The sequence below is a fragment of the bacterium genome, from assembly GCA_016716565.1.
GTDB lineage: Bacteria > Bacteroidota > Ignavibacteria > Ignavibacteriales > Ignavibacteriaceae > IGN2.
In genome coordinates this window covers 601,204-618,204 of record JADJWC010000003.1, presented here as the reverse complement: position 1 = coordinate 618,204, position 17,001 = coordinate 601,204, and the positions used below count along the sequence as shown (strand labels likewise).

Here is a 17,001-nt window from a genome sequence, read left to right as displayed (position 1 = left end):
AAGATAATATAAATTCTGTTTGATTAGTTATTTAATTAAAATCATTTTTTTAACAGACACAAATTTATCTGTAAGTAATTCATAGATATACATTCCGGTTGCTACATCTCTTGCATTCCACTGGTATTGATATCTTCCAGCCTGCAATGATGTGTTAACCAACTCGGCTACCTTTTCTCCCAATGCATTGTATATTGATAATTTCACATTTGCCACATCCTCCGGCAATGAGAACTCTATTACTGTGCTTGGGTTAAATGGGTTCGGATAGTTCTGCTCTAATGAGTAGACTGTTGGTAACAATTCGCCACTTACCATCAGCTTCTGTATTGTTGCGTCACTGATCACTACATCTTCGCCATCTTTCAGATTTGTATTCAACATCTTTCCTGTTCATCCATCAACCTGATATCCATTCCTTCTACTCTTACTGTCAATGGATATGTTACTCCACTCAGATCTATCGTTTTCAGTGAACTATTGATATCTTCTGCTATCCTTCCACTTTCGTATCTGATGTCAAACATTCCTGCCGGTGGTGCCGGTGGTAAATCGTATTGACTTAAGTCTACCTGTCCTTTTACTACATACAACGTGTAGCTTATTCCTGCTGCATCTGTTATTGTAATTTTACCCCAATCATCATCAATATATTTTACAATTTTATTATTACTATGCAAACTTACAAGGAGGAAATATCACAGCCGAGCATGAACCTTTTACATAATATCCATAACCGGGATATAGTGTATCTACAATTTGATATCCATTATTGTATCCATATACCGGAAGATTTAAACAATTTGGAGGTATAGTTTGAATATCAACTACTGCCACTGGACACTCATATACACCTAACATTTTCCATCCGTTTATATTTTGAAGTGTGTCGTGTGGAACTTTAATTATTCCGCTTGCCGGCCATTCATCTCCGGTATTATATGTTCTGGTTCCAGTATGTTTCATCCAGTAACCTTCAGTAGGTTCAGCTGTATTTACAGTATAATATCCATTGTTATATCCGAATACATTGGTTGCGAAATCTCTAAATTCCCACCAGGTACTTACATTCTGATCTACAGGATGTAATCCAGGTATTGATACCATATTCCAGCCATTGTTAATATTAACTGAAAATTGGAATGTATTTGATGGTTGGACATATGTTCCATAAACATTAAAGTTATCAATCACCCACCACCAATCCCATCCTGGCTGTACAGATCTTACTCTAATTTTAACATTTGATTTACCAGCAGCTAACGAAGAAATGTTTATTGTCTCGTGCGTATTTCTGATATCTGTACCGATCTGATCCCAAACTCCGACCCATGTTGAGCCGCCGTTAGTACTGACTTCGACATGAGCTTCATCTTGTGCATCATATATATTCCAGTCATTATCGAACTCAATTGTAACTACATCATAAATTGAAAAATCTAATATTTGATTTATTGTAGCTGTGGTATTCATAGTAGTACCGCTTCCGCATTCATCAGAATCAGCAGCAAGCAATCCACCAGAGGATGCTGCAGGAAGAGTGTATGCATTAGGATAAGGCGGAGTAATAATTTCCCAAACGCAGGTTCCACCATTATTTGTGATTGTCCAATTTCCGAGACCTGCTTCAAATTTGTCAATAAATAGTGTATCAGTCACCTGGTTAGGATCTGTAACAGTTATATAATCGATCTTAGTTTCTGTATCCACATTTGTTCCATCAGAAACAGTAAGTTTAACAGAAAATATTCCAAAGTCTGAATATATCCAGGTTGGATTCTGAGAAGTTGCATCAGTTATTCCATCATTATTAAAATCCCATTGCCAGGAAATAATTGGATTTGGTTGTGAGATTGACAAATCAGTAAAATGCACAGTTAACGGTGCTTGTCCATTGGTGACATCTGCCATAAAGTCTGCTGCAATTGGTCCTTCAATATAACCCCTGTCAGCAAACACAGGAATAATTTGTGTGAGATGACCACCTCCGTATAGTAATTGATCGGCAGCAATGAAGGCATTAGCTGCATCCTGCTGCCCTGAACTTCCATCTGTCATAGATAAAGCTTCGAGGAAGTTTTTGTCTGTAGGAATTTTTCCAATAAGATCGTAGATAGACATCAATGAGGATGACCACATTTGTCCATCCGTATGGATTGTTCCAGTTAATCCTTCCGGATAATGTGCAGTATAATTTGTTATTCTGCCTGCCCAGAATGGATTGTGACCATCCCAAATGAAAACCCAATTATATGCGGGATATGCCGGAGTCCAGTAACCTGTACTTCTTATGTAAGATGTTGCCCAATAGTCACAGCTTCCTTCGCTTAGTCCTTCAACCTGTGAAAGACCACCTGCAGTAATCCAATCATGAATACCATGACATAGTTCGTGAAGAACTACACCAAGATCTTCTGCATCATCAACACCGCCATCACCGTATGCAATACTTCCCGTAGAAGTGATATAGTGAGAATTGTCGGAACCACTGAGTCCATGAGGATCAAATCGAACACCGCCAACATATTGATATGGTGTTAAAGTAAAACCAAGAGAATTGTTTACCCATCTCATAGAATTATCTATGTGGAAATAAACGTTGACTGCTTCAAAGTTGTCATTAAATCTTGTGAACAAGAAATTACTAGTTGAATTTGTGTGTAAGCCGGTGTATGGTGATTCAAAATCTCTTATTTCTGCCCAGGGACCTTTTAATGTATAAACACTTCCATCAAATGTAATATCCTTAAGTGTCCTCAGCTCACGATGCGCAGTAAGAGAATCTGAATCAGCATCGTTATTATCAACAAACCCTGTGCTACCATAAGTAGTTCTTGCGTGGGTAATCGGATCAGGATCAAAAACATAACCGGTACCATCAACCAACAATGGATTACTAAGTGGCTTCGAATAACATGCAACATCCTCAACTCTGAAAAGTTCACCGGACTGTGCATCAATCATAATCTGCCATTCGCCAATAAGTTCTTCAGAAGGTACGATTGTAACAATCTGTGCCAAGCGGAATGTTCCTTTATTATAGTAAACTGCAGTTTCGCTTTTTTCAAACGCAATCGCTCCTTTTATTCCAAGGTATTCTTTTGCAGAAATTAAAGCTTGTTCCTTAGTGACATTAATCGTTTTTAGGTTAGCTTCTTCTTTCGTTTCATAACCGGATTTAAATCCATTAGTAACAAAAACTACTCGATTGTCTCTACTTATCGTAACATTAATTCTTGCATTAAACACCGGATAATCACCTTTATACTGAAGAAATCTAACATGATATCCACCTGGAGTCTCTGTAGTGTTCAAATATTTTAAATCAGATAAATCAGCACTGATCCGGAATAACCTATAATTATCTGAAAGGTACTGTCTTGCCATTTTTTCCGGTGAATCCCGACGAACCGAATAATTTGGTTTATAGAGAGCTAAAGGTACTCCAGTAATTTTATTCAGTCTCATATTATTCTGAACAAAACTCTCTTCAGTTTCATCGGGAATTATCTGAAGCGAAGGATAGTTTTGTGGCTTCTGGGCATGTAAATTATTTATCATAAATATTACAATCAGTAATAAAAACCAGCATTTGTACAGATGAGAATATCTCATATTATAACCCTCCAAAAAGTTATTTTAACTTCTTCATTCTAATTATTCCGAAATTATTTAATTATAGATCCTTATTCTTTTCTTATCAACAAATTGTCTTCTTTTATCTCAGAAGAAATTTATTAGACAACTTTTGTCTCATTCTTATAATTTTATTTCATCAGCATTAATTTCTTTGATGAAGTGTAATTTGGTGTTTCAATTCTATAGACATAAACTCCCGTTGCTAAATGAGCTGCGCTAAATACTATTTCGTACCTACCAGCTTTCTGCTCTTTGTTGACTAAAGTTGCTACAACTTCTCCAAGTGTATTATACACTACAAGCTTTACATATTCGTCATTCGATATTGAATAATTTATTGTAGTGCTCGGATTAAATGGATTAGGATAGTTTTGTTCTAATGCATATATCGTGGGCAGTAACTCTCCAGTCACTTTCAACTTTTTGATGGTTGCGTCACTGATGACAACGTCTTCCCCATCCTTTAGATTTACATTTAGAGTCTTTCCGCTTTCGTCCATCAACCTAATATCCATTCCCTCCACTCTTACCGTCAATGGATAAGTTACTCCACTCATTTCGATTGTCTTCATTGAATTATTAATATCTTCAGCTATCCTACCACTGCTGAATCTGATATCAAACATACCGGGCATTGGTGCAGGTGGAAGCTCATAGTCAGCAGCAGTAAATGCACCACTCGCTGTGTAGAGAGTATAATTTATTCCAGATGCATCTGAAAATATTATCTTTCCCCAATCTGCTGGAAAAAATTCTTTAGGTAGAATGTTTTCGGCAACTTCTTCGGGTAGAATGATATAACCTGGATTTGTAAGCTTAATCCAGTAACCATAACCAGGTTCAATCGTCAATGCCGGATGATATCCTCCTGAATATTTATAAATAGTTCCTGTCTGCAGACCTGGAGGGACTGTTATTATCTCTGATGTAGCAACAATTAATTCATAACCGCCAAATAGATTCCAGCCTTGAACTCCCGGAATCGGATAATGTTTTGTAACCTGAATTCCGTTTGCTGGCCATTCGTCGCCGGTATTATAAGTTCTGGCTCCAGCCTGCTTCAAGAAATATCCTGTACCTGGAACCATGTTCAACACGGATTGGTATCCACCCGAATATTTAAAAACATCCGCAGTCAAATCTCTGAAAGGCCACCAGGTATTTATATTCTGATTTAACGGATGTTTCCCCGGTATGGATACCATATTCCATCCATTAGCTAAGTTCACCGAAAGTTGAAAAGTTGGAACAGGTCTTACACGAATTTCCCCGTCAAATGTTCCCCTGATTAAATTTTGCGAACCCACATCAGCTAATATTGCATTAGTTAAATGCAAAGGAAAAATACCGGTATCATTACCTACAACAAAATTTATAGTCACAACAGTACCTGAGTCACCAATAAACGGCAGCTGATTTTGTGTAAAAGTAAATAAACGGAGTTTATTTGAAGATAAAAGTGCCTCGAAAACGAGATGATCCTGTTTACGGTTCGTTAATTCAGCACTATTAGGAACAAAAGTCAGACTATCTGGAAAATCTAAATCAACCTGAAAATTAACAAAGGGCTCATAGTTGTTAACATCAATTTTTAAAGTTACTGTATCACCAACAAAAGCTTCGGCATCCTGGATAAGCATGTAATTCGGGGCAAACGAAAGTGCAGCTGCGTTAAGATAAAAGGGATCCTCATCCGGATCGTTGCTTCTTATTGTGAAAACACTATTGTACAATCCTTTGTTAATATTATGAAACTTAAGATTGAAGGTCTGACTTTCTCCCGGAAGAATATCCTGAGGAAGCGTTGTTTCGTTCCAGAAATATATTTCTGAAGAAGAGAACTCGGTAATAAATAAAGTATCATTGCCAGTATTACTCAACTGATAGTTATATGAAAGAGTATCTAACACAGATACTTCTCCGAAATCTATATTCGTCTGCCCGGAAATATCAGGTGCAATAATTTTAATAAAGCCGGGATAATATCCGGTCAGTATATTTACCCCAATAGAATTTGAAACAACCACATTGTTAAGACCGACATTATAAGTTCCGCTGGTTCCACTTAAATTGAACAATACTCTAACTATCTCGCCACTGTTGCCGGTAAAAGGCTGATTTGTCGGAGAGTACGCAAAAATTCGTAGTGTCTGCTGGTTAATAAGATTTGCGATGATGATGTGATTAGTTTTTCTGAATAACCAGACCGAATCTTCAACAAATGTAAGTACTGATGGAAGAATAATATCAAATTGAAAACTAACAAATTGATCAGTGTTATTTATTGTATAGGAAATTGAAATTGGATATCCTGATCTTCCTGAATCCGGCACCATATGAAGCTCGTTAACAGCTAGTTCAATGTTTGAAGTTATACTTTGGTCAGAAGAATTAATTGAGATGCTTTGGTCTTTTGCAATTGTAATTGAATTTTGTCCACTCGTTGAAAAACAAATTAATAGTGTGACCAAAAAACATTGTGCAAATGTTCTGTAAAAATATTTCATCGGTAGTTCTCCAATTAGCCAGATAATAAAATTTTTGCGAATATATTATGGTTTTTAATGCATAATAATAAATGCTCTTAAAAAATCAAGCAGTAATTTAGAATTAACTTTTCCCGAAAAAGATGAATTATATTCTATGTAAATAAGTGCGCACCCTTTAAAAGATTTTCCACAATATATTACTAAGGCTATGTCAAACGTAAATAAAATAATATCAAAGCTCAATAATGCAAATCGCTGGTTATAAAATGATATCAATTTTGATATAGCTCATTATAAAAAATCCCACTTAATTATTTATTAAGTGGGATTTCAAATTCTTATGGCTGATATTCTGTTACCAGCATTTTTTATTTAACCAAAACCATCTTCTTCACAGCAACAAACTTTTCAGTCCTTAACTCATAAATATACATTCCTGTCGCGAAGTCATTAGCGTTCCATTGATAACTATGATAACCAGCCTGCAATGATGTATTAACTAATTCATCAACCTTTTCGCCAAGAGCGTTGTAAATTGATATTCTTGCATTCCCAACATCTTCAGGAAGAGTAAATTCAATAACAGTAGCCGGATTGAATGGGTTAGGATAGTTCTGGAACAGTGCATAATCCTCCGGAAGAGAAACTTGCTCTCCATAAATAATTTCAACCTGAATCTTCGCTAATTTTTCCCTGTTTATATCAACCAGAATTATTTTGTCCAGAGTCACTTCTTCGGGCTTTTCCAGCAAGAATGGCATTTCAGCTAAGAAATGTTCACCGGCTTCAATATACTTTTCACCTATTGGATCATACATTAATGTTCGCAAAAGTTGATTTGCATTAACATAGAAATAGAATCCTTGACCTAAATCTGTACTGATCAACATATTTCCAGGATCAGTACTAACATTTGCGAATTCTACCTGCGCTCCACGAATTCCAATTTTTGTATCAATGACACCTTTTATACCATCCTTGTTTACATAGAATGTTACTTTTGCATCTTCTTCGCCATTGAAAGCTGAATGTTTACCAAATGAGTTCGATCCGATAGGAGTTCCATCCGGATAATAACCGGTCAGTATAATGTTTTGAATCAATGATAGTTCCTGAACATTTACAACACCATCTGGTTCGGGTGCTGGAGTGCCAGGCAGCCAAGGCGCAATATCAGCTCTGAAGAATTCTGTTGCGTTCAGTGAATCAACGTTGACAATATGATCTACAACCATTATCAAATCAAGTACATCGAGATACCCATCACTGTTCACATCACCACGCCATGAAATTCTGTTTCTTGCAATTACTGTAAGTAAATCTCTTGATGGTGTAATATCAACTGGTAATCCCTGATAAGTACTGCCTTCAACATGTGTAATCCTGAATGTTGATTTCAAACTATCCTGTAACGGTTCAAGGTCAGCAACTGTATAATTAATTCTAAAAAGATTGTTATAATCTCCCGGAGCTAACGACACACCCTGATTGCTGTTATAAAGTAGAACGAATACTTCATCAGCGGATGCACCATTCGGTGTAATGGGTCCTCTTGTAATAGTGTATCTCATAATCCAGCTCGCATCACTAATATCAGAACCTTTCTGAATATTCTGGAATATCAGTATTACATCATCGCTTATTTCTTTGTTTACTTGAATTCTAAACTGTAAAGCATGTAAAGAATCCGTAAGATTCTTTAATTGCATTACTTCTACATATGAGTTGTCTTCTAATCTGTAAACAGAATCCTGTTCGAATATAATTCCTGCATCAGAGACTACATTTGCAGTAAGCGGAATATTCAATGAATTGAAGCCAGATGCATTGAATACTAATGTGTCTGCAAATACATTCGGAGTTGATGGGGCTGAAAAACTAAGAGCAAAGATTAAGCTGCTACTAGCAGGAATAATTGCAGTATCAGGTGATATGCTCCAATTAGAAGCACCAATAACTTCAGCACTCACAATCAATGGGTTATTATAATTATTCGTTATCGTTATTTGAGTATCAACTACCGTGCTCGTAATTACATTCACAAGATTTAATAGATTTATACTTGATGAGAATGCTTCAATTCCCGTTCCCTGTACTGAATATACTGTTGGTGATCCTGTTGCATTATGTGTTATCGTCAAATCTCCTGTAAGAAGTCCTGTTGCCGTCGGTGTGAAGGTTACGTCAACTATCTGACTTCCTCCTGCCAATATCGTTATCGGGAATACATTCGGACTGAATGTGAACTGTCCCGCTGATGATGTGATGTTACTTATTACAAGATCACTTGTTCCTGTGTTGCTTATCGTTGACTGTAATGTTGAACCTGTTCCTACTACTACGTTTCCAAAGTTCAAACTTGGCGGACTTATACTAAAACCTGCTGCTACTCCCGTTCCCTGTACTGAATATACTGTTGGTGATCCTGTTGCGTTATGTGTTATCGTCAAATCTCCTGTAAGAAGTCCTGTTGCCGTCGGTGTGAAGGTTACGTCAACTATCTGACTTCCTCCTGCCAATATCGTTATCGGGAATACATTCGGACTGAACGTGAACTGTCCTGCTGATGAGGTTATGTTACTTATTACAAGATCACTCGTTCCTGTGTTGCTTATCGTTGACTGTAATGTTGAACCTGTTCCTACTACTACGCTTCCAAAGTTCAAACTTGGCGGACTGATACTAAAACCTGCTGCTACTCCCGTTCCCTGTACCGAATATACCGTCGGTGATCCTGTTGCGTTATGTGTTATCGTCAAATCTCCTGTAAGAAGTCCTGTTGCCGTCGGTGTGAAGGTTACGTCAACTATCTGACTTCCTCCTGCCAATATCGTTATCGGGAATACATTCGGACTGAATGTGAACTGTCCCGCTGATGATGTGATGTTACTTATTACAAGATCACTTGTTCCTGTGTTGCTTATCGTTGACTGTAATGTTGAACCTGTTCCTACTACTACGCTTCCAAAGTTCAAACTTGGCGGACTTATACTAAAACCTGCTACTCCCGTTCCCTGTACTGAATATACTGTTGGTGATCCTGTTGCGTTATGTGTTATCGTCAAATCTCCTGTAAGAAGTCCTGTTGCCGTCGGTGTGAAGGTTACGTCAACTATCTGACTTCCTCCTGCCAATATCGTTATCGGGAATACATTCGGACTGAACGTGAACTGTCCTGCTGATGAGGTTATGTTACTTATTACAAGATCACTCGTTCCTGTGTTGCTTATCGTTGACTGTAATGTTGAACCTGTTCCTACTACTACGTTTCCAAAGTTCAAACTTGGCGGACTTATACTAAAACCTGCTGCTACTCCCGTTCCCTGTACTGAATATACCGTCGGTGATCCTGTTGCATTGTGCACTATCGTCAAATCTCCTGTAAGCAATCCCGTTGCCGTCGGTGTGAAGGTTACGTCAACTACCTGGCTTCCTCCTGCCAATATCGTTATCGGGAATACATTCGGACTGAATGTGAACTGTCCTGCTGATGATGTGATATTCGAGATGATTAGGTCACTCGTTCCTGTGTTGCTTACCGTTGACTGTAATGTTGAACCTGTTCCTACTACTACGTTTCCAAAGTTCAAACTTGGCGGACTTATACTAAAACCTGCTGCTACTCCCGTTCCCTGTACTGAATATACTGTTGGTGATCCTGTTGCATTATGTGTTATCGTCAAATCTCCTGTAAGAAGTCCTGTTGCCGTCGGTGTGAAGGTTACGTCAACTATCTGACTTCCTCCTGCCAATATCGTTATCGGGAATACATTCGGACTGAATGTGAACTGTCCCGCTGATGATGTGATGTTACTTATTACAAGATCACTTGTTCCTGTGTTGCTTATCGTTGACTGTAATGTTGAACCTGTTCCTACTACTACGCTTCCAAAGTTCAAACTTGGCGGACTTATACTAAAACCTGCTGCTACTCCCGTTCCCTGTACTGAATATACCGTCGGTGATCCTGTTGCATTATGTGTTATCGTCAAATCTCCTGTAAGCAATCCCGTTGCCGTCGGTGTGAAGGTTACGTCAACTACCTGGCTTCCTCCTGCCAATATCGTTATCGGGAATACATTCGGACTGAACGTGAACTGTCCTGCTGATGAGGTTATGTTACTTATTACAAGATCACTCGTTCCTGTGTTGCTTATCGTTGACTGTAATGTTGAACCTGTTCCTACTACTACGTTTCCAAAGTTCAAACTTGGCGGACTTATACTAAAACCTGCTTCTACTCCCGTTCCCTGTACTGAATATACCGTCGGTGATCCTGTTGCATTGTGCACTATCGTCAAATCTCCTGTAAGCAATCCCGTTGCCGTCGGTGTGAAGGTTACATCAACTACCTGGCTTCCTCCTGCCAATATCGTTATCGGGAATACATTCGGACTGAATGTGAACTGTCCCGCTGATGAGGTGATGTTACTTATTACAAGATCGATTGTATCAGTATTGCTTATTGTAGATTGCAAGGTTGAATTTGTACCCACGATTACAGAGCCGAAATCTAAATTCGGAGGACTGATAGTAATCCCTTGAGCAAATACTAATGAATTAAAGATCAGTATTGATGAAAAAATTGTAGAAAGTTTTAGCATGGCACACCCTAATGTTTTCTTTAGATTTTATTCTAAAATTCGGTTAAAAAGCAATCTCCGGATGATAAAAAATCATACCATAATAACTAAGTTATAATTTGATATATTTTTACTCCAAGATATAATAAAGATTATATCATGAAAATTTCGTCTCAATTCTGTACAAACGATTACTTAATCTGCATTCAGAAAATGATTTCGATAATAAAAATTATTAGATTTAATTTTTCGAAAAACTCTACCAGATTTAATATCAAATCACAGTAGTAATCACAAGTGATTCCCCCCGAAATTGCTGAAGATTGGACTACGCCAGAAAATCATACAAGCCCTCTTACGGCAGGAATAAAATGTATTGTAACTTCAATAAATTAAACTTAAAAGGCAAGCAATAGTTGATAATTAACAATTAAAAGTACGCTTCAAATATTATGCTTAAATCTTTAATAGAAAATGAAATGTGGCTTTATTTGATTAAGAACATTTTTTTAATAGCGACAGTATTGTCATTCCAGAGTTTAGAGCTTAAATTTCGGAAAACATTTACTACTCTCCCAGTGTCTCTAATGTTTCTGGGATTATTATCTGCCCGGCACCAGTTAGCTTCATGAAATATCCGTACCCAGGATTAATTGTTATAGCCACTGAATATCCGCCAGAATACTTGTAGATTGGTCCGCTCTGTAAGCCTGGAGGATTAGTAGTTACGTTTGCTGCCGATACAGCTATTTCATATCCTCCGAAAAGGTTCCAACCTGCCACTCCATTAATTGGATAGTGAGGAACAATCAATATTCCGCTTGCAGGCCATTCATCACCAGTATTATAAATTCTACCTCCTGAATGTTTCACCCAGTACCCAACTCCTACCTCGAGAGTATCTACAACCTGGTAGCCATTATTATAGCGAAACACATTTGTTAAAGTATCTCTATAAGGCCACCAATTATCAGGAGTATTTCCATCCGGATGATTACCTGGTATGGACAATAAATTCCAGCCACTAGAAACAGCCACAGTCAGCTGAAAACTTACTGGTGGATTTGTATTGAAGAAAAGATAATTACCTTTATTCTGATCCCAGTTTGTGATGCCCACATCTATATTACTTGAATAAGTAGATTTAATTTTTACCTCAACACCAGCAGCAGGTTGTGATGCAAGCATAACCCAGCCGTTCTCTATATCATAACAATATTGATCTGCCTGAAGAATGTTTGCTCCTACAGAAACTCTTATTATTTCCTGAACCGGGGTTTTAGAAAGATAAAATAATTTCTTAGCTCCGGTGCTTATAAATGTGTCCTCATAATCCACTGTTGCATCTTTATCAATATCACCACAGACAATTGCTTCAACTACACTCGTACTTGTTGAAGTATATTCAGGATTTGTGTTAAAAGATCCGTTAGTATTCAAATAAATTCTAACTGGCTGCCACCATCCACCTGTAAGCAAATCTTTGTCATCATCATTATCAATATCTGCCAGCATAATCCCGGATCCATAACCAGACCACGATGATGACCAAAAAGGTGTTGTACTTAATGTTCCATTATGATTTAAATAGATTTTAAATTTTCCGGTTCCACCGAGTTGACTGTTATCGGAAATCGCCAGGTCAAGAAACCCATCATTATTCACATCACCAACGAATAAAGAATTTGCATACTGACTTGCATCCGTTGATTGCCAAGTAGGAGTCGCACTAATTGTAGTACCATTATTCGCAAAGATATAATTCGGATTACTTTCACCAGCACATACCAAATCTAAATCACCATCTCTGTCAAAATCTGCCCAATCAACATCATAACTGTAAAAGGAACTTTGACTTTTCCATGAAGGCAAAGTTTCCAACGTTCCATTAGTGTTATAATAAATTCTCAGTTGACCGGGATTGTTGTAATATGATTCACCACAAGCAACTGCAAGATCGAGATCACCATCACCATCTGCGTCACCGAAAGCACAACTGAAAGTATAAAATTGATCGGCAGATACCCAGTTTGGATTTGAAGAAAGCGTTCCATTATTATTTAAATAGAGTTTAACTTTTCCCGGTGAAGTGAATCCTGTCGGACCGATATAAACAGAAACAGCAACATCCGGCCAACCGTCTCCATTAATATCGCCAACATCAAGATGCCCATGATAATCAATATCCGTTGCCTGCCAATTTGGTGTAGTGGGAAAACTTCCCGCACCAGTATTATTATACACTACAAGCTTTTGTCTGGAAATATCATTGCCGTTTGCAACAACAAAATCAAGCCAGCCATCCTGATTAATATCTTCAAATGAACCGCCGGTTGACACACTGCTCACATCTGTTGAACTCCAATCAGGATTTTGAGAATATGGAACCTGTGAATGAATATTTATCAAAAAAATAAATGAAGAGAATATTGAGATGTAATTTTTCATTTTTAAACCCCTAACGTTGCTTAACTTGAAGTAATGATTTGTAATTAATCAAAATTAATCATTTCCTTTATCAAATACATTTAAAAGTAAAAACCCCTCATTATTTAGAGGGGTTGTTTACTAATTATCGAATCAGCCTATTTAACAAGAAGCATTTTTTTAACTGACACAAAATTTTCTGTTCTCAATTCATAGATATACATTCCGGTTGCGACACTTCCTGCATTCCACTGGTATTGATATCTTCCTGCCTGCAGTGATGTGTTAACCAACTCTGCTACCTTTTCGCCCAATGCGTTGTAGATCGAGAGTTTTACACTTGCCACATCTTCCGGCAATGAGAACTCTATCACTGTGCTTGGGTTGAATGGATTCGGATAGTTCTGCTCTAATGAATATACTGTCGGCAGCAACTCTCCGCTTACCTTCAGCTTCTGTATTGTTGCATCACTGATCACTACATCTTCACCTGATTTCAGATTTGTGTTCAACATCTTTCCACTTTCATCCATCAGCCTGATATCCATTCCCTCCACCTTTACTGTCAATGGATATACTACCCCGCTCATCTCTATCGTCTGCACTGCACTGTTTATGTCTTCTGCTATCCTTCCACTCGTGAACCTGAAATCATACATTCCTGCCGGTGGTGCCGGTGGTAATTCATACTGACTTAGGTCTACTTCTCCCTTTACTGCATACAATGTGTAGCTTACTCCTTCTGCATCTGTCAGTATTATTCTTCCCCAGTCCTCAGCAAAGTATTCTACTGGCCTGCTTTCCTTTGCCATAGTCTCCGGTATGATTATCTGTCCCGCGCCTGTCAACTTTATCCAGTAGCCAAATCCAGGATCTATTGTCGTAGCTGCGGTGTATCCGCCTGAATACTTGAAGATTGGTCCACTCTGCAATCCACCTGGAACTGTGGTTACGTTGGCTGCTGTTACACTTAGCTCATATCCACCTATCATATTCCAGCCTGAATTTCCTGCTAGTGGTGCGTGTGGTACTATCTGTATTCCTCCTGATGGCCATTCGTCTCCTGTGTTATACAGTCTCGCTCCATCTTGTTTCATCCAGTATCCTCTCCCGGGATTGCTGTTGCTACTTGAGTGTATCCACCTTGATACTTGAATACCTGTGAGCCTGCTACTCTATATGCCCACCACGTACCTACATTCTGATCTACTGGATGCAATCCAGGTATCGATACCATATTCCAGCCATTGCTAACATTTACTGATAACTGGAATGTAGACTGCTGTAAATACATTCCATAGACACAGAAGTTATCTAATACCCACCACCAGTCCCATCCGGGTTGAACAGACCTCAATCTGAATTTTACATTTGATTGGCCGGCAGCTATACTGGTAATATCGATTACTTCATGAGTATTACGAATATCAGCACCTATCTGATCCCAAACCCCGACCCAGGTTGAACCTCCGTTAGTACTCACCTCAACGTGTGCTTCATCCTGTGTATCATAAATGTTCCAATCATTATCAAACTCAATCCATACCATTTCGGTGTATAATGTCAAATCAAATGATTGATTAATGGTAGCTGTGGATAGCAGAGTTGATCCGCTGCCACATTCATCAACATCCGCAGCAATAATTCCACCAGTCGAAGTTATTGGTAATGTATAAGTATTCGGGAAAGGTGCTATCCTGATTTGCCATACACAACTTGAACTACCACCATCATTCGTAATAGTCCAACCTCCAAGTCCACTTTCGAAGGCGTCACAGAAAACATTATCTATAACGATACTCGGATCATCCATAGTTGTAAAAGACCATGTAGGTCCACTTACACTACAAGTTCCATTCTTTCCAACAATTCTCCATTGGTAAGTGGTACCGTATGTTAATGGTTCAAACGTGGCTAATGAATATGAATTAATTAGTGCACCATCATAAACCATAGCCATACTTCCCTGAGGGCCAAACCATATTTCAATTTGCATCGCTCCAGATCCATTCGTCCAAGAGAGAGAATTTCCAGTTAATGAAAGTTCTGTTGCTCCATTTGCAGGACTTGGATTAGATGATGCAGTAATCGGACAGGGAGGACCAATAGGAATTTTATCATAGTAAACGTTTGGATCTTTTCGAGGTGCACCTCCCGGAAGATCATCTCTATTGTCTGACCAAATAACGTGAAAATCTGATGACGTTGCAAAGGCATGATTATAATCGCCCATATAAACAGAGTTAATTACATTGTCACGGCCGAACTCAGGTAAAGAACCTACATCACTGATTGCAAATCCAGGTTCAAATGTTACAGTAGAACCGGAAATATCAGCCAATCGGCCATAATATTTAAAAAGATTATTCGCTGTATCTTCCTGACGGCTGTAGTAAAAAATACCAAGTTTACTTCCACCGGGATTAACAGCTATCGTTGGCATCCATTGATCGGTTGTTGTTGCATCATCGTTTACTTTAACTGCTGAAGACCAGGACGTTCCACCATTGGTAGATGAAACCATAAAAACATCAGCTTTATCACTACCAGTGCCGTCATTAGCGAAGGTAACATAAATATCGCCGCTAACCGGATTTATTGCTGCGTGTGGAAATTCATTACTACGAAATGAGGAAGCAGTGCTTGTTCCCTGTCTGATTCCAACAAGACCAAGATCACCATTTACACCACCAACTAATCCGCTGACTACCGTGACTGCTGCACTGAAAGTTGCGCCATAATCAGAAGATTTTCTTACCTGAATTGAATTTGTGCCATTATAATAAAAAGCATAAACGGTATGATCCGGCCCGACTGCAACAAATGCACCTTGACCTCCGGAAAAGATATTTACACCGCCCGATGGAACAAATGTATTTCCATTATCTGTTGATCTGAACAAATAAATACCAGGTGTACCACCGAAACGTCTGGAAATCAGATAAACATTTCCATTTCCGGGACCTGCAAAATTATCCACTGCAATCCATTGCTTATCTTCTGAAGAACCACCAGGTGTACCATTTATTGGTGCTGCCCACGTTAAGCCGCCGTCATCTGAACGGAATATCTGGATTGTTGAAACATTGTAACCAAGTGTTGAGAAATAAATTCTACCTGTAGTTTCATTTCTTGCCAGTACGGGATCACCAGCATCTCCACCAGAATTGTTAGGTAATGTACCGCCATCAACAAATGAAACTCCTCCATCTGTCGAGTAAGAAAAACCAGTAAATTTACTTGCACCACCTGAATTTGAACCGGAATCATTGAAACCAATAAGAACATTACTGCCAAATGCCACAATGGAAGTTTCACTTTGAGTAAAATTTCCGGTACTGGTCAAACCATTATTATTGTTCACTAATGCATCAGCAGCAGCCGGAGAATAAATTATCTGAATATCATCTGATTTTTTTTCACTCTTCTCGTTTGCTAAAAATAATTGATAATCGTTATCCGTATATTGTTCACGCAATCCTTCTTTAATGGATTGAGCTCGCTCGCTATTATCAGTTTGTGAAAAAACTGATGTACTGAATAAGCAAAAACAGAACAAAAAGAACAAACCCAATATCAGATTCAATTTACTTTTCATTCGAACTGAATCAGATCTAAATTGTTTGGTCAGACTCATTTCTATAACTTTCAAAAAGTTTGTTAAATAGTTAATTAGATTAATAAATTGTCATAAGAAGTTTTGGGAAAGGCAGTTTAATCGATTTAAATCAATCGATCTGTAAAACAGCTCATTTTACCTCCAGACAAAAGTTTTCAACTAAATGGATTAATCTGAAGTATTCCCCATATGAAAATTAAATAAATAAAATGAATAATCAGCAATTTGAGAAGAGAATTGCTTA

8 protein-coding genes are annotated in these 17,001 nt (G+C 38.1%); all 8 read right to left on the bottom strand.

The window, feature by feature from the left end:
• Window positions 1-27: 27 nt before the first annotated feature.
• The 8 genes from IPM14_14785 to IPM14_14750 all read right to left on the bottom strand — a co-directional run bounded on the left by IPM14_14785 (window position 28) and on the right by IPM14_14750 (window position 16,736).
• Window positions 28-384, bottom strand: a complete 357-nt coding sequence (locus IPM14_14785) for a T9SS type A sorting domain-containing protein (protein ID MBK9099350.1) — start codon at window positions 382-384, stop codon at window positions 28-30.
• Window positions 378-680: a hypothetical protein gene (locus IPM14_14780; protein ID MBK9099349.1), complete on the bottom strand. Its 303-nt coding sequence runs from the start codon at window positions 678-680 to the stop codon at window positions 378-380. Before IPM14_14780 ends, IPM14_14785 begins: the two co-directional genes overlap by 7 nt.
• Window positions 673-3,615: a PKD domain-containing protein gene (locus tag IPM14_14775; GenBank protein MBK9099348.1), complete on the bottom strand. Its 2,943-nt coding sequence runs from the start codon at window positions 3,613-3,615 to the stop codon at window positions 673-675. Before IPM14_14775 ends, IPM14_14780 begins: the two co-directional genes overlap by 8 nt.
• Window positions 3,616-3,767: 152 nt before the next feature.
• Window positions 3,768-6,146 (bottom strand): T9SS type A sorting domain-containing protein, encoded by a 2,379-nt coding sequence (locus tag IPM14_14770; protein MBK9099347.1) that lies wholly within the window; start codon window positions 6,144-6,146, stop codon window positions 3,768-3,770.
• A 350-nt stretch (window positions 6,147-6,496) separates the two neighbouring features.
• Window positions 6,497-10,732, bottom strand: coding sequence for a choice-of-anchor D domain-containing protein (locus IPM14_14765; protein MBK9099346.1), 4,236 nt, complete (start codon window positions 10,730-10,732; stop codon window positions 6,497-6,499).
• Between the two features lie 546 nt (window positions 10,733-11,278).
• Window positions 11,279-13,159 carry a VCBS repeat-containing protein gene (locus tag IPM14_14760; protein ID MBK9099345.1) on the bottom strand — a complete coding sequence of 627 codons (1,881 nt, stop codon included), beginning with the start codon at window positions 13,157-13,159 and terminating at the stop codon, window positions 11,279-11,281.
• A 137-nt stretch (window positions 13,160-13,296) separates the two neighbouring features.
• Window positions 13,297-14,235, bottom strand: a complete 939-nt coding sequence (locus tag IPM14_14755; protein ID MBK9099344.1) for a T9SS type A sorting domain-containing protein — start codon at window positions 14,233-14,235, stop codon at window positions 13,297-13,299.
• Window positions 14,232-16,736, bottom strand: a complete 2,505-nt coding sequence (locus IPM14_14750) for an exo-alpha-sialidase (protein ID MBK9099343.1) — start codon at window positions 16,734-16,736, stop codon at window positions 14,232-14,234. Before IPM14_14750 ends, IPM14_14755 begins: the two co-directional genes overlap by 4 nt.
• Window positions 16,737-17,001: the final 265 nt, after the last annotated feature.